Raw genomic sequence first — 20,681 nt, forward strand, 5'->3', positions numbered from 1 at the left:
AGGTCAGGAGGCGGACGGGGAGCGTCCGCGCAGGAGGTGGGCGAGGGCGTCGAGCCCGAGGACGTAACTGTGGGCGCCGAAGCCCGAAATCAAACCGGCGCAGACCGGTGCGATCCGCGAGACGTGGCGGAAGTCCTCGCGGGCATGGACGTTCGAGAGGTGGATCTCCACCGCCGTCACGCCCGCCCCCGCGATCGCATCGCGCAGCGCGATCGAGGTGTGCGTGTAGGCGGCGGCGTTGATGAGCACTCCGGCCCCGGCGGCGCCCGCCTCCTGCACGAACGTCACCAGTTCGCCCTCGTGATTCGTCTGACGGAAGGTCAGGGCGATATCGAGGCGGGCCGCCTGTTCCTGCAGGCTGCGCTCGATATCGGCGAGGGTCGCCGCGCCGTAGATGCCGGGCTCGCGCTGACCGAGGAGGTTGAGGTTCGGCCCGTTGAGGCAGTGGATCGCGATCATGCCGTCCGGCTTCGTCGGCCGGAGGCTTCGCGAACCGCCCGGCGGGAGGGGCGGTCTTAGACGAGGGAGTCGGGGCGCGACAAGGGCACTTGTCGGCCGCTCGTCCGGCCAAGCTTCAATAAGTCCAGCGCTGCGCCTTGTTCACGAGGAAGTCGCGGAACGCCTGGACGCGGGCGACCGAGCGCATCTCCTCGGCGTAGACGAGATAGCTCTCCATGGTCGGCATCTCGCTCTCGCGCAGCACCTGCACGAGGCTCTCGTTCCCATCGACGGCGTAGTCCGGCAGGATGCCGACACCGATGCCCGCCTCCATCGCCTTGTGGAGCGCGGCGATGTTGTTGACCGTGAAGTGGACCGGGCGGCGGTCGTCGCCCTCGCGGCCGATGCTGGCGAGATAGTGGGTGGCGAGCAGGTAGGACGGCTCATTGCCGCCGAACGAGACGAGCCGATGCTCGTCGAGATCGGCGATGGTCTTGGGTTCGCCGAAGCGCTTGACGTAATCGGGGCTCGCGAAGGCGTGATAATGCACCGTGAACAGCCGGCGCTGGATCAGGTCGGGCTGGGCCGGGCGCCGCATGCGGATGGCGATGTCGGCCTCGCGCATGGCGAGGTCGAGCTCCTCGTTGGTGAGCACCAGTTCGATGCGCACGTCGGGATAGAGGTCGAGGAACTCGGAGACGCGCTGCGACAGCCAGGAGGTGCCCAGCCCCACCGTCGTCGTCACCCGCAGGTCGCCGGAGGGGCGCTCGCTGGTCTCCACGAGACGGGCGCGGGTGTTCTCGAGCCTGAGCTTCATGTCGCGGGCGGCGCGGAACAGCAGGTCGCCCTGCTCGGTGAGGATCAGGCCGCGGGCGTGGCGGTGGAACAGCGGCGCCTTCAGCTCGCGCTCCAGGGCGCTGATCTGGCGGCTCACTGCAGACTGGCTGAGGCCGATGTCGTCGCCCGCCCGCGTGAAGCTGCCGGCTTCCGCGACGTTGAGGAAAATCCGGATCTTGTCCCAATCCAAGGCCGTCACTCCCGCCCGTCGAGGTCGGCCCGTCGCGGTCAGCCCCTCACGGGGGTCGCGACCTTCGGGCGTTGCACGACGCCAGTCTGCTGCCCCGCCGAGTCCGGCGGAAGGCTCCCTTGCGAAACCTGCCGGCTCCCGCAGCATTCAGGTTAGGGCGACAAGCTTGCAATTTCGTTGCGTCTTTTTAGCCATCAACAGGGAAATGCGCGACCGACAACATTCGAATGCTTCGATCGCGGCCGTTCCCTGCCGGTCTCCGCCACAGACACGATGGCGGAGCGACCCTTCTTTTCAACACTACTTGAAATGCCCGCAGAACATTCGACGATCTGCGGGCTGTCTTCGCGTGCGGCGCCTACTCGGCGGCGGCCTTGGCCGGGCTCTCGCCGACATCGAGGTTGGCCAGGAACTTCTCCGCCTCCAGCGCGGCCATGCAGCCCATGCCGGCGGCGGTGATCGCCTGACGGTAGACGTCGTCGGTGACGTCGCCCGCCGCGAACACGCCCGGGATCTCGGTGGCGGTGGTGCCCGGCGTCACGGTGATGTAGCCACCGTGCCGCATCGGCAGCTGGCCCTCGAAGATCCCGGTGGCGGGCTGGTGGCCAATCGCCACGAACAGGCCGTCAGTGGGCTGCTCGACGATCTCGCCGGTGCGCAGATCCTTGAGACGCAGATGCGTCACCGAGGGCGGCGTGTTGGAGCCGCAGATCTCCTCCACCGCGTGGTGCCACTTCACCGAGACGTTGGCGTGCTTGAACAGGCGCTCCTGCAGGATGCGCTCGGCCCGGAACTCGCCGCGGCGATGGATGACGGTGACCGACTTGGCGAGATTGGCGAGATACAGGGCCTCCTCGACGGCGGTGTTGCCGCCGCCCACCACGGTGACGTCCTTGCCGCGGAAGAAGAAGCCGTCGCAGGTGGCGCAGGCCGAGACGCCGAAGCCCTGGAACTTCGCCTCCGAGGGCAGGCCGAGCCACTTGGCCTGGGCGCCGGTGGCGATGATCAGCGAATCGCAGGTGTAGGTCTCACCGGAATCAGCCTCCAGCCGGAACGGGCGCACCTTGAGATCGACCTTCGTGATATATTCCGAGACGATCTTGGTGCCGACATGTTCGGCCTGGAGGCGCATCTGCTCCATCAGCCAGGGGCCCTGGATCGCCTCGGCGAAGCCCGGATAATTCTCGACATCGGTGGTGATCATGAGCTGGCCGCCGGGCTGGAAGCCGGAGATCAGCAGGGGCTCGACCATGGCGCGGGCGGCGTAGATCGCGGCGGTGTAACCGGCCGGCCCCGAGCCGATGATCACGAGCCTCGCATGCGTGTGCGCCATCTGTGCCGTCTCCTGTCAGCGGGCGCGCCCGATCGGGGGCCGGCTGTCGTTATCCTGTCTCTCGTCGCGCCCACTCTGACACGAGGCCGACAAAAAATTCTTCCCAAAGCCGAAGACGACGGCCCGGACGACGGAAATCGTCCTGCCTCGCCCCGGCGCCGCCCTTCAGAACGGCCCACGCGGCGCGGATGCCGATGCGGCTGAGCGCTGAACCGAGGATTCCGTCGCCTCATCCCTCGCCCAGCGGGCGCGATGCTGCCTGTAAGCCTCCGCGAGAGCCGCCGCGATCTCCGGCGTCGCGTCGATCGGGGCGTAGCGCAGGGCCTCCAGGCGGCCGATGAAGGGCTTCAGCGCGCCGGCCATGGCGAGACCCGCGAACATCCGCCTGTGCCGGATATAGGTGCGCGGCAGATCGAACAGGAGGAGGGGTACGCCGGTGCTCGCCGCCTCGCCCACCATGTTGGCCGAATCCGAGGTGACGACGATGTGGTCGGCGATCGCCAGCATGCCGATATACGGGTTGTCGCCGCTGCCATCCCAGAAGAAGCCGCCCTTGTCCTTCACGAGGTTTTCCAGGGCCGCGCGCAGGTCCGGCGGCGTGCGCCGGGAGACCGTCAGCATCAGCGAGCAGCCACCCTCGGCGAGCTTGGTCAGGTCGCGCACGAGCCGCTGCATGTCGGCCTTGCGATAGCGCAGATGCCGGCTGTCGCCGCCGATCAGCACGGCGATGCGCGGCCAGGGCAGGCGTGCGAGGCGCGGATCGGGCGTGATGCGGGCGGCGTCCAGCCGGGCGCGGGAGACGGGATGGGGCGCGGTGAGGGTGGTGAAGACGTTGGGACCGCGCAGGTCGTCGTAATCGGGAACCCAGATGAAGTCCGCCGTGTCGTGGCCGGTGCGCGGATCCTTGAGGAAGGCGGTGAAGGTCCTGTTGTCCGAGGCGCGGCGCACGGCGCGCAGATAGGGGACGGCGCGCCGTCCCGACGCGATCAGAAGGTCGGGCAGCGGGCCCTGCAGCAGGCCGCCGGCCCGGCCCGGCGCGTCCCGCGGGTCGATCGGTCCCCAGGGGGCCATCCAGGTCAGGGGCCGCCCGTCGGGGATCCGCCGCCGCTCGTAGGGGATGCCGAGCGCTTCGGCGATGCCGATGCACTGGTTCTCGTCGCCGGCCTTCCCGTCGGTGAGGATCCAGGCGCGGGCCCGCGCGAGTTCTGGCGGTACGCTGCCGTCGGCCTTCACCGGCCCTTGTTCGTTCACGCGACGCAAACCTTCGATCCCACGAAACCCGGCCTACGGGGCCGGGAGCCTGCGCCGCAGCCACTGCGCGTAGTGCTCGGCCAGCGCGGCGACGCGCCGCCGCTCGGAGGCCGGGTCGTACCATGCGCCCCCCGAACTCGCGGGCAGGGCCGAGAGCTGGGGGTGACGCGCGAGGATCTCGCCCCCGCGCCCGACCAGAAGCGCCTCGCCGTCGAGGTAATCCGTCGTGCCGCTTCCGCCGAGGCTGCTGCGGTCGCCGCCCTGCGCCCCGCCATAAGCCGCGAGCGACAGGCCGCTCACACGCACCACCAGCGTCGGTGCGCCGCGGACGATGCGGTCGCTGAAGCTGCGCCGCATCGCCTCGGTCAGGTCCGCGCGCAGAACCTCCGTCTGCGGCCCGCGGGCATAGACCTGCAACGGCCGGACATCGACGACGACACCGCCGACCCGGTCGAAATCCTGAGCCAGGGCCGCACCGGCCCCGGCGAGGAGACCGAGCGCGGCCGCGAGGCCGGCGGCGCGCATGCCTGTCAGGCTCCCCACTCGACGGCGACGACCTCGTAGGACTTGCCGCCGCCGGGCGTGGTGACCTCCACGGTGTCGCCGACCGCCTTGCCGATCAAGGCGCGGGCGATGGGCGACGAGATCGAGACGCGGCCCTCGCGCACATCCGCCTCCGGCTCGCCGACGAGCTGGTAGGTCTTCTCCTCCTCGGTGTCCTCGTCCACGAGCTTGACCCGGGCGCCGAACTTGATCTTGGAGCCGGACAGCTTCGAGGTGTCGATGATCTCGGCGCGCGCGATCATGCTCTCGAGTTCGAGCACCCGGCCCTCGTTGTGGGACTGGGCCTCCTTGGCGGCGTGGTACTCGGCGTTCTCGGAGAGGTCGCCCAGCGCGCGCGCCTCGGAGATCGCCTGGATGATCCGGGGACGTTCCACCTGCTGGCGCTGCTTCAGCTCCTCCTCGAGGGCTGCGTAGCCGCGGGCCGTGATGGGAAGCTTGTCGATGCTCATGGTCTCGCGCCACAATGAAGAGGCCCGGCCGGAGCGACATGCTCCTTCCGGGCCGGGATAACGGCTCTCGATGTGTGACCCCGGGCCGCCCGCCTCCGCGCGGCGGGCCACCCGGCACACGAACGTCTATTTAGGCCGCGAAGTATTCCTGCAAGGCACGCACCCGGAGATCGCCTTCGAGATAGGCCTTGATCCCCTCGGCCGCCGCCATCGCGCCGGCGAGAGTGGTGTAGTACGGCACTTTATGCAAGAGGGCCGCCCGGCGCAGCGAGCGCGAGTCGGAGAGCGCGCCGGCCCCTTCCGTCGTGTTGATCACGAGGGCGATGTCGCCGTTCTTGATCGAATCGACGATGTGGGGACGGCCCTCCAGCACCTTGTTGATGCGCTGGGTCGGGATGCCCTCGTCCGCGAGGTAGCGCTGCGTGCCGCCGGTCGCGAGGATGGTGAAGCCGAGATCCGAGAGCAGCCGGATCGTCGGCAGCACGCGGGGCTTGTCGTCGTCGCGCACGGAGACGAACACCGTGCCGGTGCGCGGCACCGCCGTGCCGGAACCGAGCTGGCTCTTGGCGAAGGCCACGCCGAAGCCGGCATCGAGGCCGATCACCTCGCCGGTCGAGCGCATCTCCGGCCCGAGCAGCACGTCGACGCCGGGGAAGCGGGCGAAGGGGAACACCGCCTCCTTCACCGCGATGTGGTCGAGCTGCTTGGGCTTGAGGCTGAAAGCGTCGAGACGCTCGCCGGCCATGATCCGCGCGGCGATCTTGGCGATGGGCTCGCCGATCACCTTGGCGACGAAGGGCACCGTGCGCGAGGCGCGCGGGTTCACCTCCAGCACGTAGATCGTGCCGTCCTTGATCGCGTATTGCACGTTCATCAGGCCGCCGACCTTGAGGGCCAAGGCCATCGCCTTGGTCTGGCGCTCCAGCTCGGCGAGGAGTTCCGGCGACAGGGTGCGGGGCGGCAGCGAGCAGGCGGAATCGCCCGAGTGGATGCCCGCCTCCTCGATATGCTCCATGATGCCGGCAATGAACACGCTCTCGCCGTCGCAGACCGCATCGACATCGACCTCGGTGGCATCCGAGAGGTAGCGGTCGAACAGGAGCGGGTTCTTGCCCAGCACCGTGTTGATCTGCCCCGTCTTGTCGTTGGGGTAGCGCGCCTTGATGTCGGACGGGATCAGGCTCGGCAGGGTGCCGAGCAGGTACTCGGCGAACTGCGCCTCGTCGCGGATGATCGCCATGGCGCGCCCGCCCAGCACGTAGCTCGGGCGCACGACGAAGGGCAGGCCGAGTTCGGCCGCCACCAGCCGGCTCTGCTCCACCGAGAAGGCGATGCCGTTCTTCGGCTGCTTGAGGCCGAGCTTGTCGAGGAGCCGCTTGAACTGGTCACGGTCCTCGGCGAGGTCGATCGCGTCCGGCGAGGTGCCGAGGATCGGCACGCCCGCGCCTTCGAGCGCCCGGGCGAGCTTGAGCGGGGTCTGGCCGCCGAACTGCACGATGACGCCGTGGAGCTGGCCCGCCTGCCGCTCGGTCTCGACGATCTCCAGCACGTCCTCGGCCGTCAGCGGCTCGAAATAGAGCCGGTCGGAGGTGTCGTAGTCGGTCGAGACCGTCTCCGGGTTGCAGTTGACCATGATGGTCTCGTAGCCGGCTTCGGTCAGCGCGAAGCAGGCGTGGCAGCAGCAATAGTCGAACTCGATGCCCTGCCCGATCCGGTTCGGGCCGCCGCCGAGGATGATGATCTTCTTCTTGTCCGACGGGTACGCCTCATCGGCTGTCTGGCCGGCGAAGGGGGCGACGTAGGTCGAGTACATGTAGGCGGTCGGCGCCTTGAACTCGGCGGCGCAGGTGTCGATCCGCTTGAAGACCGGGCGCACCCCGAGGGCCCGGCGGGCGGCGCGCACGGCGTCCTCGTCGGTATCCGTCAGCACAGCCAGTCGCGCGTCGGAAAAGCCGGCCGCCTTGAGCTGGCGGAAGGCGCCCGGCGTCGTCGGCAGGCCGTGCGCCTTCACCCGGTTCTCCAGATCGACGATGGCCTGGAGCTGCTCCAGGAACCACGGATCGATCTTGCAGGAGGCGTGGATCTCCTCGTGGCTGATCCCGAGGCGCATGGCCTGGGCCACCTTGAGCAGCCGGTCCGGCGTCGGCGTGCCGAGCGCGGCCTTGATCGCGTTGTGATCGTCGCCCTTGCCCAGCCCCTCGATCTCGATCTCGTCGAGGCCGGTCAGCCCCGTCTCCAGCGAGCGCAGGGCCTTCTGCAGGGATTCCGCGAAGCAGCGGCCGATCGCCATCGCCTCGCCCACCGACTTCATCGCGGTGGTCAGCGTCGGCTCGGCGCCGGGGAACTTTTCGAAGGCGAAGCGCGGGATCTTGGTGACGACGTAGTCGATCGTCGGTTCGAACGAGGCCGGGGTTGCGCCGCCGGTGATGTCGTTGGCGATCTCGTCCAGCGTGTAGCCGACGGCGAGCTTGGCCGCGACCTTGGCGATGGGGAAGCCGGTCGCCTTCGAGGCCAGCGCCGAGGAGCGCGAGACGCGCGGGTTCATCTCGATCACGATCATCCGCCCATTCTCGGGGTTGATCGCGAACTGGACGTTGGAACCGCCCGTCTCGACGCCGATCTCGCGCAGAACCGCCAGCGAGGCGTCGCGCATCACCTGATACTCTTTGTCGGTGAGCGTCAGCGCCGGGGCGACGGTGATCGAATCGCCGGTGTGGACGCCCATCGGATCGACGTTCTCGATGGAGCAGACGATGATGCAGTTGTCCGCCTTATCGCGGACGACCTCCATCTCGTACTCCTTCCAGCCGAGCACGCTCTCCTCGATCAGCACCTCGTTGGTCGGCGAGGCGTCGATGCCGCGCTCGACGATCTCGAGGAATTCCTCGCGGTTATAGGCGATGCCGCCGCCGGTGCCGCCCATGGTGAAGGACGGGCGGATGATCGCCGGCAGGCCGACTTCGGCCAGCGCGATCAGCGCTTGGCCCAGCGCATGCTCGATGTAGCGGCGGCGGCGGTCGCCCTCGCCGCCGCTCCACTGCCGCTCGAACTCGGCGAGCGCCGCCTCGCGGGCGGCCGGGTCGGACTGCGCCGACTCGATGCGGGCCTTCTCGGCGAGGTAGCGGTCGCGGTCGGCCTTCTTGGCGGCGGAGGCGTTGGCGAGTTCCGATTTCGGCGTTTCCAGGCCGATCTTGGTCATCGCGTCGCGGAAGAGGTTGCGATCCTCGGCCTTGTCGATGGCTTCCGCCGTCGCGCCGATCATCTGCACGCCGAACTTTTCGAGCACGCCCATGCGCTTGAGCGAGAGCGCGCAGTTGAGCGCGGTCTGGCCGCCCATGGTCGGGAGCAGCGCGTCGGGCCGCTCCTTCTCGATGATCTTGGCCACGACCTCCGGCGTGATCGGCTCGACATAGGTGGCGTCGGCCATGTCCGGATCGGTCATGATCGTCGCCGGGTTCGAGTTCACCAGGACGATCCGGTAGCCCTCTTCCCGCAGGGCCTTGCAGGCCTGGGTGCCAGAGTAATCGAATTCGCAGGCCTGCCCGATGATGATGGGGCCCGCACCGATGATGAGGATGGAGGAGATGTCGGTGCGTTTCGGCATTGAGCGCCTTGAATCGAGTTCGCGCGCGCTCGCCCTCGCGCACCGCCGGTGTCGAGGCGGCGCCAAGGGGGCGCAGGCGCTGGGATGATCGTCAAGCCCTGCGTTTACACGCAGCCGCGCGGGTTTGAAAGGGCCGGTCCGCCCGCACTTTCGGATGAGCGATTCATTGTGTGATCCGAAGTATAATTATTCGATTTCGAAAGAAAATGCCGATTTGATGCTTCGACCGAGAGGAGATATTCGATCGGTATCGACGTGAATCGTCGATGATCTTCAGAATTATTCCGAGGAAACGAATGATGATATTCAGAGCTCTCATCGCCGCGACCGCTCTCGCCATCGCCCTTCCAGCCGCAGCGGACGAGGTTTCGGTCAAGATGCTCAACAGCGGACCGGGTGGGATGATGGTCTTCGACCCTGCCTATGTGACGTTGAAGCCCGGCGACAGCATCAAGTTCGTACCGACCGACAAGGGGCACAATGTCGAAACGATCAAGGGCATGGCGCCGGACGGCGCGGATTACGTGAAATCGTCCGTCGGGCAAGAAGCTGTCGTCAAGTTCGACAAGGAGGGCGTCTACGGCTTCAAGTGCTCGCCGCATTACATGATGGGCATGGTCGCCCTCGTCGTGGTCGGCGACAAGCGCGACAATCTGGAGGCGGCCAAGGGCGTTCAGCACAACAAGCTCGCCCAGAAGCGCTTCGATCCGCTGTTCGAGAAGATCCAGTAATCCGCCCGGGCGGCCCGGCTTCTTCCAACAGCGGGCCGCCGCTTCAATCGCTCGCCATCACCAGCGCCCAGAACCGCTTGTAGCGCGTCGCCGGGGCGTCGATCCGGGCGATGCCGATCCGCCGGAGCTGCGGCATCAGCATGTTGCGGTTGTGCTCGGGCGACGCCTTCCAGCGGGCGAGGACCTGATCGAAGGTCTCGGAGCCGGCGCTCAGATTCTCGGAGGCGTAGCGCTTGCCGAAGCCGACATGCGCCATGCGGCTGTCGAAGCTGCCGGCGAGTTCGTGGCTGAGCCGGCCCGCCCGAGCATTGGCCTGCGCCTGGAACGAGGCGGCGGTGATGAGGCGGGAATCGATCGCGACGGGACTCAGGCCATGCTGCGCCCGATAGCGGGAGATCGCGGTCGCCGCGGCCTGCTCGTCGAGAATCACCGGTACGGTCGGCGCGCCGGCGTCGAGGACGGGTGATCCGCCGCAGCCGGCAAGCGTCAGCGTGATGAGAGCCGCGGCGGCGGAGTGGCGCAGATTTGGCATCGGGGGCGGCAGGGCGACGGTTGAAGCGGATGCGTCCGCTTCTCCGGCCGTTGCGGCGAAACCGGGGCGGATGGCCCGTCGCGGCCTCCACATCGCGCCGGCTGTGGCGCAGCGGTCACGAGGCGCCAACGCGATGCAGGCGAACGCGCCCTGCGAGAAGCAGAGTCGATTAGCAGAGAAGGAGTTTGACGTTTGCGCCCCGGTCCGATCGACCTCGGGGACATGGCGCGGGCGACGGGGCTCGAACCCGCGACCTCCGGCGTGACAGGCCGGCACTCTAACCGACTGAGCTACGCCCGCACTCTGTGTCGCCGGCCGGCTGGGCTCGTGTCGGCGACGAGGCGGGGTTTAGGTGGGGCGCCTCGGGCTGTCAAGCAGCGGAATCGCGAAATGCGACGGTTCGGCGACGGATCGCCGAAACGCCTCACGAATCGCCGGATGGCCCCGCTCCAACTTCCCAGAGGAAGTGAGAGGCTGGGACTCCGGAAACGGCCGAGCTTCGCTTGCGACGGCGGCCGCTGATATGTCATTGGTATGCCAAATACCAAGATCGGTGGCGGAAGGAGCGCGGGGATGAAACGGCGAGGCTCAACCGTGGCAGCGGCCTGCGCTCGTCCCTCCGGAGGTTGTGTGCAAGGAACGCCCCGACTGTCAGCCGATGCGGTGATTGTGCGACGCGCAATGCCCTTGTTTCCCCCGGGGGGCTCGTCTAAGCCTCGCCCGCGCTCAGTCTGGCATTGGAGGAATTCCACCCGAGGGATTCCGCGTGCTGGAAGCCGTCGCGAGGGCCGTCGTTCATGATCCTCACGCGCAACCACATGAGAGGTGCGGCATGACCGGCCTGTTGGCAGATTACCTGCCGCTCATCATATTCCTCGGCGTGTCGCTGTTCATTGCGGTGGCGCTGCTGATCGCTCCGTTCATCGTGGCCTATTCGAGCCCCGATCCGGAAAAACTCTCCGCCTACGAGTGTGGTTTCAACGCCTTCGATGACGCGCGCATGAAGTTCGACGTGCGCTTCTACCTCGTGGCCATTCTGTTCATCATCTTCGACCTCGAGGTCGCCTTCCTGTTTCCCTGGGCGATCACCTTCGGGGAACTCGGCTGGTTCGGCTTCTGGTCGATGATGATCTTCCTCGGCGTTCTCACCGTCGGCTTCGTCTACGAGTGGCGCAAGGGCGCCCTCGAATGGGACTAGCGGCGCGGCTGCTCTCGCGTCGTTTCCCTTCCGCACTCGCTCAGAGGCAGAGATGGCCCTGACTCCGACCTTCTCCCGCGCGCCCGATATCGCGCCGGCCCCGAAAGGGATCATCGATCCCGCGACCGGCCGCCCGATCGGCGCCAACGATCCGACCTTCCTGTCGATCAATAGCGAGTTGGCCGACCGCGGCTTCCTCGTGACCAGCGCCGACGACCTCATCAACTGGGCCCGGACCGGCTCGCTGATGTGGATGACCTTCGGCCTCGCCTGCTGCGCGGTCGAGATGATGCAGATGTCGATGCCGCGCTACGATTGCGAGCGCTTCGGCTTCGCCCCGCGCGGCTCGCCGCGGCAATCCGACGTGATGATCGTCGCCGGCACGCTGACCAACAAGATGGCCCCGGCCTTGCGCAAGGTCTACGACCAGATGCCGGAGCCGCGCTACGTCATCTCCATGGGCTCCTGCGCCAATGGCGGCGGCTACTATCACTACTCCTACTCGGTGGTGCGCGGCTGCGACCGGGTGGTGCCGGTCGACATCTACGTGCCGGGCTGCCCGCCGAGCGCCGAGGCGCTGCTCTACGGCGTGCTGCTGCTGCAGCGGAAGATCCGCCGCACCGGCACGATCGAGCGGTAAGGGGAGCGGGCGATGGAGGCCATCACCACCAACGGCATCACGCTCCGCCGCACCGTCGCGGCGGCGCAGGGCGACGATGCCCTGCGGGCCATGGGCGAGCGCATTGCCGGCGCACTCGGCCCGGCGGTCACCGATTGGAGCATCGCCCACGGCGAGTTGACGCTGATCGTCCAGGGCAGCGACATCGTCTACGCGCTGACCTACCTGCGCGACGACCCGAACTGCGCCTTCCGCTGCTTCATCGACATCTGCGGCGTCGACTACCCGCAGCGGGCGCGCCGCTTCGACGTCGTCTACCACCTGCTCTCCCTGCGTCATAATATGCGGGTGCGCGTGAAGGTTCAGACGGATGCCGCGACGCCGGTTCCCTCCGCGATTCCGGTGTTCCCGGCGGCGAACTGGTTCGAGCGCGAGACCTACGACCTCTACGGCATTCTGTTCTCGGGCCATCCCGACCTGCGCCGGCTGCTCACCGATTACGGTTTCGAGGGGCATCCGCTCCGCAAGGATTTCCCGCTGACCGGCTTTGTCGAAGTCCGCTACGACCAGGACGAGGCGCGGGTCGTCTACGAGCCGGTCAAGCTCACCCAGGAATTCCGCAACTTCGACTTCCTGTCGCCGTGGGAGGGCACCGACTACGTGCTTCCGGGCGATGAGAAGAAGTCGAGCTGAGGGCTGCGGTCATGTCTGAGCACAACATCCGCAATTTCTCGATCAACTTCGGTCCGCAGCACCCGGCGGCGCACGGCGTGCTGCGCCTCGTGCTCGAACTCGACGGTGAGGTGGTCGAGCGCGTCGATCCGCATATCGGGCTCCTGCACCGGGGCACCGAGAAGCTGATCGAGCACAAGACCTACCTCCAGGCGACTCCCTATTTCGACCGGCTCGACTACGTCTCGCCGATGAACCAGGAGCACGCCTTCTGCCTCGCGATCGAGCGGCTCGCAGGCATCGAAGTGCCGCGCCGGGCCCAGCTCATCCGCACGCTTTTCTGCGAGATCGGCCGGCTGCTCTCCCACCTCCTCAACGTCACCACGCAGGCGATGGACGTCGGCGCGCTCACGCCGCCCCTGTGGGGCTTCGAGGAGCGCGAGAAACTGATGATCTTCTACGAGCGCGCCTCCGGCGCTCGTCTCCACGCCAACTACTTTCGTCCCGGCGGCGTCCATCAGGACCTGCCGCCCGCGCTGATCGATGACATCGAGGCGTTCTGCGACCCGTTCCTGAAGGTGGTCGACGACCTCGACAACCTCGTCATGGCCAACCGCATCTTCAAGCAGCGCAACGTCGACATCGGCATCGTCTCGGTGGACGAGGCCATGGCCTGGGGCTTTTCGGGCGTGATGGTGCGCGGTTCGGGCATCCCGTGGGACCTGCGCAAGTCGCAGCCCTACGAGTGCTACGAGGAGATGGACTTCGACATCCCCGTGGGGAAGAACGGCGACACCTACGATCGTCAGGTCATCCGCATGGAAGAGATGCGGGAATCCGTGAAGATCATGCGGCAGTGCTGCGCCAAGCTGCGCGAGCCGTCCGGACAGGGGCCGATCGCTTCCATCGACGGAAAGTTCGCGCCGCCGCCGCGCCGGGAGATGAAGCGCTCGATGGAAGCGCTCATCCACCACTTCAAGCTCTACACCGAGGGCTTCCACGTGCCCGAGGGCGAGGTCTACGCCGCGGTCGAGGCGCCCAAGGGCGAGTTCGGCGTCTACCTCGTCTCGGACGGCACCAACAAACCCTACCGCTGCAAGATCCGCGCGCCGGGCTTCGCCCATCTTCAGGCGATGGATTGGATGTGCCGCGGCCACCTGCTCGCCGACGTGTCCTGCGTGCTCGGCACGCTCGACATCGTGTTCGGCGAAGTGGACCGCTGAGGAGACGGGTCGAAACGTCATGGCGAACCGCAGGCTAGCCCCCGCTGCCGAGCAGCCCCAGGACTTCGCGTTCACGCCCGAGAACGCCGACTGGGCTCGCGGCCAGATCGCGAAATATCCGGAGGGCCGGCAGGCTTCGGCCGTGATTCCGCTGTTGTGGAAGGCGCAGGAGCAGAACGGCGGCTGGCTGCCGCAGAAGGCGATCGAGGCGGTCGCCGACCAGCTCGGCATGCCGCATATCCGCGTGCTGGAAGTCGCGACCTTCTACACGATGTTCGCCCTCGAGCCGGTCGGCCGGTACTGGATCCAGGTCTGCGGCACCGTCCCCTGCGATTGCTGCGGGGCGAAGGAGCTGAAGGCCGCCCTGCACGACCGCCTCGGCCCCTCCGGCCACGTCTCGGCGGACGGCAACTTCTCCTGGCTCGAAGTCGAGTGCCTCGGCGCCTGCTGCAACGCGCCGATGGTGCAGATCAATCAGGACTACTACGAGGACCTGACGCCCGAGAGCCTGAACAAGCTCATGGACGACCTCGCCGCCGGCCGCCCCGTCAAGGTCGGTTCGCAGATCGGCCGGATCTCCTCGGAGCCGAAGGACGCCGTCAACACCCTGACCGACCCGAGCCTGTTCGACGGCTCGCGCGTCGGCGCGTGGCGCAAGCGCTTCGAGCAGACCGAAGGCGCCGGCCCGAGCGAGGAAGGCACGAAGCGGGACGAGGCCGCCTCGACCGAGGCCCGTGTCGCCGACGAGACCAAGCCGGCCCGGCCCTCGGCCGGCCGCGCGAACGAATCGAAAGCCGTCGATGCGCCGGCCGAGCGCGCGAGCGCCGGCGAGACTCCGGTGAAGCCGCAGGACCAGGCCGACGCGCGCGACGCGCAGGCGCCCGCTGCCCAGGACCCGGCCGTCGAGGAGGATAAGCTCCTGCGCACCGAGCCGCCGCAGCATCCGGCGGCGGTCGGTGCCGGCGACGACGTACCCGAGGGCGAGAATCCGGAAGCCCGCGCCGACGCCGCCGGCACCCGGCCGAAGGGGCTCGACGCCCCGCGCGAGGATCGCCCGGACGACCTGACCAAGATCAAGGGCATCGGCCCGATCAACCAGCGCCGCCTCAACGACCTCGGCATCTGGCACTACGACCAGATCGCCGCGTGGTCGCCGAAGGAGGTCGCCTGGGTGAGCGCCTATCTCGCCTTCCCCGGCCGCATCGACCGGGAGAACTGGGTGGGACAGTCGGCCGATCTCGCCGGCAGCAAGGATTGAGGAGCGGACAATGCTCTCCGATCAGGATCGCATCTTCACCAATCTCTACGGCCAGCACTCGCCGGAGCTGGACGCCGCGAAGAAACGCGGCGCCTGGGACGGCACCAAGTTCCTGCTCGAGATGGGCCGGGACTGGATCATCGACGAGATGAAGGGCTCCGGCCTGCGCGGCCGCGGCGGCGCCGGCTTCCCCACCGGCCTGAAATGGTCGTTCATGCCCAAGAAGTCCGACGGGCGCCCGCACTACCTCGTCGTCAACGCCGACGAGTCGGAGCCGGGCACCTGCAAGGACCGGGAGATCATGCGGCACGATCCGCATCTCCTGATCGAGGGCTGCATGCTGGCGTCCTTCGCCATGGGTGCGCATGCCTGCTACATCTACATCCGCGGCGAGTACGTGGCGGAGAAGTTCGCGCTGCAGCGCGCGGTGGACGAGGCCTACGAGGCGCGCCTCGTCGGTCCCTCCAACATCCACGACTACCCCTTCGACATCTACGTCCATCACGGCGCCGGCGCCTACATCTGCGGCGAGGAGACGGCGCTCATCGAGAGCCTCGAGGGCAAGAAGGGGATGCCGCGGCTCAAGCCGCCATTCCCGGCCAATATGGGCCTCTACGGCTGCCCCACGACGGTCAACAACGTCGAGTCGATCGCGGTGGCGGGCACGATCCTGCGCCGCGGCGGCGCGTGGTTCGCGGGCTTAGGGGGCAAGAACAACACCGGCACCAAGCTGTTCTGCGTGTCGGGCCACGTCAACAAGCCCTGCAATGTCGAGGAAGAGCTCGGTATCACCTTCCGCGAGCTGATCGACCGGCATTGCGGCGGCATGCGCGGCGGCTGGGATAACCTCCTGTGTTCCATCCCCGGCGGCTCCTCGGTGCCGCTGGTGCCGGCCGAGCAGATCATCGACGCCAAGATGGACTTCGACACCCTGCGCAACCTCGGCTCGGGCCTCGGCACCGCCGCGGTGATCGTGCTGGACAAGTCGACCGACATCGTCGGCGCGATCGCCCGCATCTCGTACTTCTACAAGCACGAGTCTTGCGGCCAGTGCACGCCCTGCCGCGAGGGCACCGGTTGGATGTGGCGCGTGCTCACCCGCATGGCCGCCGGCCGGGCGCAGAAGCGCGAGATCGACATGCTGCTTGAAGTCACCAAGCAGGTCGAGGGCCACACGATCTGCGCGCTCGGCGACGCGGCGGCGTGGCCGATCCAGGGCCTGATCCGACACTTCCGGCCCGAGATCGAGAAGCGGATCGACCAGTACAGCGCCAACCCGCACATGGATGCGGTGCCGATGGCGGCGGAGTGAGCGCCGCCCCGATGCTCACCTTCGAGATGACCCGATGACCAAAATCCTCATCGACGGCACCGAGGTCGATGTTCCGGCCGACTACACCCTGCTCCAGGCCTGCGAGATCGCGGGCGCGGAGATCCCGCGCTTCTGCTTCCACGAGCGGCTGTCGATCGCCGGCAATTGCCGCATGTGCCTGGTCGAGCTGAAGGGCGCCCCGAAGCCCGTCGCCTCCTGCGCCTACGCGGTCAAGGATTGCCGGCCCGGCCCCAACGGCGAGCCGCCGGAAGTGCTCACCCGCTCGGGCACGACGAAGAAGGCGCGCGAGGGGGTGATGGAGTTCCTCCTCATCAACCACCCGCTCGATTGCCCGATCTGCGACCAGGGCGGCCATTGCGACCTGCAGGATCAGGCGATGGCCTACGGCGTCGATTCGACCCGCTACAGCGAGAACAAGCGGGCGGTCGAGGAGAAGTATATCGGCCCGCTGGTGCGCACGGCGATGAACCGCTGCATCCATTGCACCCGCTGCGTCCGCTTCCTCGCGGAAGTCGCCGGCGTGCCGGATCTCGGCGCCATCGGCCGCGGCGAGGACATGGAGATCACCAGCTACCTCGAACAGGCGATGGGCTCGGAACTCCAGGGCAACGTCGCCGATCTCTGCCCGGTCGGCGCGCTGGTCCACCTGCCGCAGAGCTACAACGTGCGTCCCTGGGAGCTGCACAAGACCGAATCCGTCGATGTGATGGATGCGGTCGGCTCGGCGATCCGCATCGATGCCCGCGGCCGCGAGGTGATGCAGATCGAGCCGCGCATCAACGAAGAGATCAACGAGGAGTGGATCTCCGACAAGACCCGCCACGTCGTGGACGGCCTGCGGCTGCAGCGCCTCGACCGCCCCTTCCTGCGTGAGAACGGGCGCCTGCGTCCGGCCTCCTGGGGCGAGGCGTTCTCGGCGATCGCCGCCAGGGTGAAGAGCGTGGATCCGGCGCGCGTCGGCGCGCTCGTCGGCGATCTCGCGGGCGCCGAGGAGATTTTTGCGCTCAAGCAGCTCATGGGCGCGCTCGGCGTGACGAATCTCGACGCGCGTCAAACGGCTGAGGCGATCGATCCGGCCTGGGGCCGGGCCGCCTACACGTTTGCGCCGACCATTCCCGGCATCGAGCAGGCGGACGCGATCCTCATCGTCGGTGCCAACCCGCGCACCGAGGCTTCGCTGCTCAACGTGCGCATCCGCAAGCGCTGGCGCATGGCCCCGGTCTCGATCGGCCTGATCCTCGATGAGCAGCCGGATCTGACCTACCCCTACACCTATCTCGGCGCCGGTACCGACACCCTCGCCTCGATCGCCAAGGGTGAGCACAGCTTCCTCGACGTCCTGAAAAAGGCCGAGCGTCCGCTCATCCTCGTCGGCGAGGGCGGGCTCGGGGCGCTCGCCGCCGCCGCCGCGCTGGCGAAGGATGTCGGCGCGGTCGCCGAGGGCTGGAACGGCTTCGGCGTGCTCAACACGGCGGCGGCCCGCGTCGGCGCCCTCGATCTCGGCTTCGTACCGGGGCAGGGCGGTCTGACCTTCACGCAGATGCTGGAGCCGGGCGCGCTCGACGTCGTGTTCAACCTCGGCGCCGACGAGCGGGTGATCGGGCCGGGCGCCTTCGTCATCTACCAGGGCACCCACGGCGATGCCGGCGCGAGCCGCGCCGACGTGATCCTGCCGGGCGCCGCCTACACCGAGAAGAGCGCGACCTACGTCAACCTCGAGGGCCGGGTGCAGATGGCCAACCGCGCGGGCTTCCCGCCGGGCGATGCCCGCGAGGACTGGGCCATCCTGCGCGCTCTCTCCGACGTGCTCGGCAAGCGCCTGCCCTACGACTCGCTCGCCGCGCTCCGGAAGGCGATGTATGCCGAGCATCCGCATCTCGCGGCGGTCGGCCAGATCGAGCCTGCCGACGCGGCGGGCACCCTCGACACGCTCGCGGCGCTGCCGGGAGAGGGGGCCAAGGGCGCCTTCTCCTCGCCGATCGCCGACTTCTATCTCACCAACCCGATCGCCCGCGCCTCGCGGGTGCTCGCCGAGTGCTCCAGCCTCGCCCGGGGCCGCGCCCTCGAAGCGGCGGAATAAGGGACGCCCGCGATGACCTTCTGGGAAGTGCTCGGCACCGTCCTCCTGATCGCCCTGAAGAGCTTCGTGCTGCTTGCGGCACTGCTCGTCTTCATCGCCTACGCGCTGCTCGCCGACCGCAAGATCTGGGCGGCGGTGCAGCTGCGCCGCGGCCCGAACGTGGTCGGGCCCTGGGGTCTGTTCCAGTCCTTCGCCGACCTGTTGAAGTTCGTGCTGAAGGAGCCGGTGATCCCGGCGGGCGCCAACAAGGCGATCTACCTGCTAGCGCCCCTGGTCTTCGCGATGCTGGCGCTCGCCTCCTGGGCGGTGATCCCGCTCGCCGACGGCTGGGCGATCGCCGACATCAATGTCGGCATCACCTACATCTTCGCGATCTCCTCGCTCGGCGTCTACGGCGTCATCATGGGCGGCTGGGCTTCGAACTCGAAATACGCCTTCCTCGGCGCGCTGCGCTCGGCGGCGCAGATGATCTCCTACGAGGTCTCGCTCGGCTTCGTGATCATCTGCGTGCTGCTCTGCGCCGGCTCGCTCAACCTCTCGCGCATCGTCATGGCGCAGGACACGGCGCTCGGCCTGTTCGGCTGGTACTGGCTCTGGCTGTTTCCGATGTTCGGCGTGTTCTTCGTCTCGGCGCTCGCCGAGACCAACCGCCCGCCCTTCGACCTGCCGGAGGCCGAGTCCGAACTCGTGGCGGGCTACATGGTCGAGTATTCCTCGACGCCGTACCTGCTGTTCATGCTCGGCGAGTACGTGGCGATCATGACCATGTGCGCGCTCGGCACGGTCCTCTTCCTCGGTGGCTGGCTCTCGCCGATCCCGTTCGTGCCCTTCACCTGGGTGCCGGGCGTGATCTGGTTCGCGCTGAAGGCGAGCTTCCTGTTCTTCATGATCGCCATGGTGAAGGCCATGGTGCCCCGCTACCGCTACGACCAGCTCATGCGGCTCGGCTGGAAGGTCTTTTTGCCCCTCTCGCTCATCTCGGTCGTGGTGGTCGCCTTCGTCCTGAAACTCACCGGCCTCGCGCCGGGCGCTTGAGAAGGATCGCGCCGTGAAGCTCGATCAGGTCGCCAGAAGCCTTCTCCTGAAGGAGTTCGTGTCGGGGTTCTTCCTCGCCATGAAATACTTCCTCAAGCCGAAGGCCACGATCAACTACCCCTTCGAGATGGGCCATCGCGGGCCGCGCTTCCGCGGAGAGCATGCGCTCCGCCGCTACCCCAACGGCGAGGAGCGCTGCATCGCCTGCAAGCTCTGCGAGGCGATCTGCCCGGCCCAAGCCATCACCATCGAGGCGGGACCGCGCCGCAACGACGGCACGCGGCGCACCACGCGCTACGACATCGACATGGTGAAGTGCATCTATTGCGGCATGTGCCAGGAGGCCTGCCCGGTGGATGCCATCGTCGAGGGGCCGAACTTCGAGTTCTCGGTCGAGACCCGCGAGGAGCTGCTCTACGACAAGCAGAAGCTGCTCGAGAACGGCGATCGCTGGGAGCGCGAGATCGCCCGCAACATCGCGATCGACGCGCCCTACCGCTGAGTCGACCGGCGCGCGGTTGTGCGCCGCAAGGCCGAGTTCTATAGAGCACCGTCCCGAAAGGTGGCCTCCGGCTTTCGGAAAAAGACGATGCGGAGAAAGGAGCCTAGCGCGTCCTTCTGGACGCGCTAGACGGGCCGCCGCCTGCGGCCGAGGGTCCACCGAGGCAGAAGGGAGCCGCTCGACCGAGCGGCCGATGCTGAAAATCGCATGACCGCAGCCGCCGCCTTCTTCTATCTCTTTGCCAGCCTCGCCGTGGCCTCGGGCTTCATGGTGATCGCTGCCAGGAACCCCGTCACCTCGGTGTTGTTCCTGATCCTCGCCTTCGTGAACGCCGCCGGGCTGTTCGTGATGATGGGCGCCGAGTTCCTGGCGATGATCCTCGTCGTCGTCTATGTCGGCGCGGTGGCGGTGCTGTTCCTCTTCGTCGTGATGATGCTCGACGTGGACTTCGCCGCGCTCCGTCAGGGCTTCCAGCGCTACCTGCCGATCGGCGGGCTGATCGGCGCGATCTTCCTGATCGAGCTGCTGCTGGTGGTGGGCACCTGGACCATCGATCCGGGCCTCGTGCAGGCGCCGCTGGGACGGGCCGCCCATGGCGAGACCGCCACCAACACCGAGGCGCTCGGCCGCGTGCTCTACACCGACTACGTCTACGCCTTCCAGATCGCCGGCTTGATTCTGCTGGTCGCGATGATCGGCGCCATCGTGCTGACCCTGCGCGAGCGCACCGGCGTGAAGCGCCAGAACATTTCCGTGCAGAACGCCCGCACCCAGACGATGGCGGTCGATACCATCAAGGTGCCCTCGCGGCAGGGCGTGGAGGTCTGAGGCC

At 67.7% G+C, this 20,681-nt stretch carries 19 protein-coding genes and 1 tRNA gene; 11 read left to right on the forward strand and 9 right to left on the reverse strand.

What is annotated here, in order from left to right:
* Positions 1–3: 3 nt before the first annotated feature.
* The 7 genes from aroQ to carB form a co-directional block, all read right to left on the reverse strand.
* Positions 4–459 (reverse strand): type II 3-dehydroquinate dehydratase, encoded by a 456-nt coding sequence (aroQ, locus tag HNR51_RS16345; protein WP_012452954.1) that lies wholly within the window; start codon positions 457–459, stop codon positions 4–6.
* Between the two features lie 115 nt (positions 460–574).
* On the reverse strand, positions 575–1,465 hold the full coding sequence (locus tag HNR51_RS16350) for a LysR family transcriptional regulator (protein WP_012452953.1): 891 nt from the start codon (positions 1,463–1,465) through the stop codon (positions 575–577).
* Between the two features lie 358 nt (positions 1,466–1,823).
* Positions 1,824–2,798 carry a thioredoxin-disulfide reductase gene (trxB, locus tag HNR51_RS16355; protein WP_182555627.1) on the reverse strand — a complete coding sequence of 325 codons (975 nt, stop codon included), beginning with the start codon at positions 2,796–2,798 and terminating at the stop codon, positions 1,824–1,826.
* Positions 2,799–2,963: 165 nt separating this feature from the next.
* On the reverse strand, positions 2,964–4,049 hold the full coding sequence (locus HNR51_RS16360) for a mitochondrial fission ELM1 family protein (RefSeq protein ID WP_012452951.1): 1,086 nt from the start codon (positions 4,047–4,049) through the stop codon (positions 2,964–2,966).
* Between the two features lie 33 nt (positions 4,050–4,082).
* Positions 4,083–4,574, reverse strand: coding sequence for a hypothetical protein (locus tag HNR51_RS16365; RefSeq protein ID WP_141950600.1), 492 nt, complete (start codon positions 4,572–4,574; stop codon positions 4,083–4,085).
* A 5-nt stretch (positions 4,575–4,579) separates the two neighbouring features.
* Positions 4,580–5,056, reverse strand: coding sequence for a transcription elongation factor GreA (gene greA, locus HNR51_RS16370; RefSeq protein ID WP_173807981.1), 477 nt, complete (start codon positions 5,054–5,056; stop codon positions 4,580–4,582).
* A gap of 136 nt (positions 5,057–5,192) precedes the next feature.
* A complete protein-coding gene (gene carB / locus HNR51_RS16375) occupies positions 5,193–8,666 on the reverse strand; it encodes a carbamoyl-phosphate synthase large subunit (protein WP_182555628.1) in 3,474 nt (1,157 codons plus the stop codon).
* 296 nt (positions 8,667–8,962) lie between these two features.
* Here carB and HNR51_RS16380 point away from each other — a divergent pair, with 296 nt between their 5' ends.
* The gene (locus HNR51_RS16380) at positions 8,963–9,397 is read left to right on the forward strand and encodes a pseudoazurin (protein WP_182555629.1); all 435 of its coding nucleotides are present in this window, start codon (positions 8,963–8,965) and stop codon (positions 9,395–9,397) included.
* Positions 9,398–9,440: 43 nt separating this feature from the next.
* Here the strand turns inward: HNR51_RS16380 and HNR51_RS16385 are convergent, their stop codons facing one another.
* Both HNR51_RS16385 and HNR51_RS16390 read right to left on the reverse strand, forming a co-directional pair.
* Positions 9,441–9,929, reverse strand: coding sequence for a CAP domain-containing protein (locus HNR51_RS16385; RefSeq protein ID WP_182555630.1), 489 nt, complete (start codon positions 9,927–9,929; stop codon positions 9,441–9,443).
* A 223-nt stretch (positions 9,930–10,152) separates the two neighbouring features.
* Positions 10,153–10,229, reverse strand: a tRNA-Asp gene (locus HNR51_RS16390).
* 532 nt (positions 10,230–10,761) lie between these two features.
* On the opposite strand from HNR51_RS16390, the gene HNR51_RS16395 reads away from it, so the two are divergent.
* The 10 genes from HNR51_RS16395 (at position 10,762) to HNR51_RS16440 (ending at position 20,677) form a co-directional block, all read left to right on the forward strand.
* Positions 10,762–11,127, forward strand: coding sequence for an NADH-quinone oxidoreductase subunit A (locus tag HNR51_RS16395; protein ID WP_003598200.1), 366 nt, complete (start codon positions 10,762–10,764; stop codon positions 11,125–11,127).
* Positions 11,128–11,179: 52 nt separating this feature from the next.
* Positions 11,180–11,767: a NuoB/complex I 20 kDa subunit family protein gene (locus HNR51_RS16400; protein WP_182555631.1), complete on the forward strand. Its 588-nt coding sequence runs from the start codon at positions 11,180–11,182 to the stop codon at positions 11,765–11,767.
* A gap of 12 nt (positions 11,768–11,779) precedes the next feature.
* A complete protein-coding gene (locus tag HNR51_RS16405; RefSeq protein ID WP_182555632.1) occupies positions 11,780–12,439 on the forward strand; it encodes an NADH-quinone oxidoreductase subunit C in 660 nt (219 codons plus the stop codon).
* An 11-nt stretch (positions 12,440–12,450) separates the two neighbouring features.
* Positions 12,451–13,641: an NADH-quinone oxidoreductase subunit D gene (locus tag HNR51_RS16410; protein WP_012452943.1), complete on the forward strand. Its 1,191-nt coding sequence runs from the start codon at positions 12,451–12,453 to the stop codon at positions 13,639–13,641.
* 19 nt (positions 13,642–13,660) lie between these two features.
* Entirely contained in the window at positions 13,661–14,899 is a 1,239-nt protein-coding gene (gene nuoE, locus HNR51_RS16415) for an NADH-quinone oxidoreductase subunit NuoE (RefSeq protein ID WP_182555633.1), read from the forward strand.
* A 10-nt stretch (positions 14,900–14,909) separates the two neighbouring features.
* A complete protein-coding gene (nuoF, locus tag HNR51_RS16420) occupies positions 14,910–16,211 on the forward strand; it encodes an NADH-quinone oxidoreductase subunit NuoF (RefSeq protein ID WP_182555634.1) in 1,302 nt (433 codons plus the stop codon).
* A gap of 34 nt (positions 16,212–16,245) precedes the next feature.
* On the forward strand, positions 16,246–18,312 hold the full coding sequence (nuoG, locus tag HNR51_RS16425) for an NADH-quinone oxidoreductase subunit NuoG (protein ID WP_182555635.1): 2,067 nt from the start codon (positions 16,246–16,248) through the stop codon (positions 18,310–18,312).
* A gap of 12 nt (positions 18,313–18,324) precedes the next feature.
* Positions 18,325–19,347, forward strand: a complete 1,023-nt coding sequence (nuoH, locus tag HNR51_RS16430) for an NADH-quinone oxidoreductase subunit NuoH (protein ID WP_012452939.1) — start codon at positions 18,325–18,327, stop codon at positions 19,345–19,347.
* Positions 19,348–19,360: 13 nt separating this feature from the next.
* Positions 19,361–19,849 carry an NADH-quinone oxidoreductase subunit NuoI gene (gene nuoI / locus HNR51_RS16435; protein ID WP_012452938.1) on the forward strand — a complete coding sequence of 163 codons (489 nt, stop codon included), beginning with the start codon at positions 19,361–19,363 and terminating at the stop codon, positions 19,847–19,849.
* 207 nt (positions 19,850–20,056) lie between these two features.
* Positions 20,057–20,677 carry an NADH-quinone oxidoreductase subunit J gene (locus HNR51_RS16440; RefSeq protein ID WP_012452937.1) on the forward strand — a complete coding sequence of 207 codons (621 nt, stop codon included), beginning with the start codon at positions 20,057–20,059 and terminating at the stop codon, positions 20,675–20,677.
* Positions 20,678–20,681 lie beyond the last annotated feature (4 nt).

Source organism: Methylorubrum thiocyanatum, from assembly GCA_014138645.1.
GTDB lineage: Bacteria > Pseudomonadota > Alphaproteobacteria > Rhizobiales > Beijerinckiaceae > Methylobacterium > Methylobacterium thiocyanatum.

Coding starts and splice junctions, on each gene's coding strand:
- HNR51_RS16410 (WP_012452943.1), top strand. CDS start 12,451: ATGTCTGAGCACAACATCCGCAATTTCTCGATCAACTTCGGTCCGCAG.
- HNR51_RS16385 (WP_182555630.1), bottom strand. CDS start 9,929: ATGCCAAATCTGCGCCACTCCGCCGCCGCGGCTCTCATCACGCTGACG.
- HNR51_RS16380 (WP_182555629.1), top strand. CDS start 8,963: ATGATGATATTCAGAGCTCTCATCGCCGCGACCGCTCTCGCCATCGCC.
- trxB (WP_182555627.1), bottom strand. CDS start 2,798: ATGGCGCACACGCATGCGAGGCTCGTGATCATCGGCTCGGGGCCGGCC.
- HNR51_RS16405 (WP_182555632.1), top strand. CDS start 11,780: ATGGAGGCCATCACCACCAACGGCATCACGCTCCGCCGCACCGTCGCG.
- carB (WP_182555628.1), bottom strand. CDS start 8,666: ATGCCGAAACGCACCGACATCTCCTCCATCCTCATCATCGGTGCGGGC.
- HNR51_RS16440 (WP_012452937.1), top strand. CDS start 20,057: ATGACCGCAGCCGCCGCCTTCTTCTATCTCTTTGCCAGCCTCGCCGTG.
- nuoE (WP_182555633.1), top strand. CDS start 13,661: ATGGCGAACCGCAGGCTAGCCCCCGCTGCCGAGCAGCCCCAGGACTTC.
- nuoF (WP_182555634.1), top strand. CDS start 14,910: ATGCTCTCCGATCAGGATCGCATCTTCACCAATCTCTACGGCCAGCAC.
- HNR51_RS16365 (WP_141950600.1), bottom strand. CDS start 4,574: ATGCGCGCCGCCGGCCTCGCGGCCGCGCTCGGTCTCCTCGCCGGGGCC.
- aroQ (WP_012452954.1), bottom strand. CDS start 459: ATGATCGCGATCCACTGCCTCAACGGGCCGAACCTCAACCTCCTCGGT.
- HNR51_RS16395 (WP_003598200.1), top strand. CDS start 10,762: ATGACCGGCCTGTTGGCAGATTACCTGCCGCTCATCATATTCCTCGGC.
- HNR51_RS16400 (WP_182555631.1), top strand. CDS start 11,180: ATGGCCCTGACTCCGACCTTCTCCCGCGCGCCCGATATCGCGCCGGCC.
- nuoG (WP_182555635.1), top strand. CDS start 16,246: ATGACCAAAATCCTCATCGACGGCACCGAGGTCGATGTTCCGGCCGAC.
- nuoH (WP_012452939.1), top strand. CDS start 18,325: ATGACCTTCTGGGAAGTGCTCGGCACCGTCCTCCTGATCGCCCTGAAG.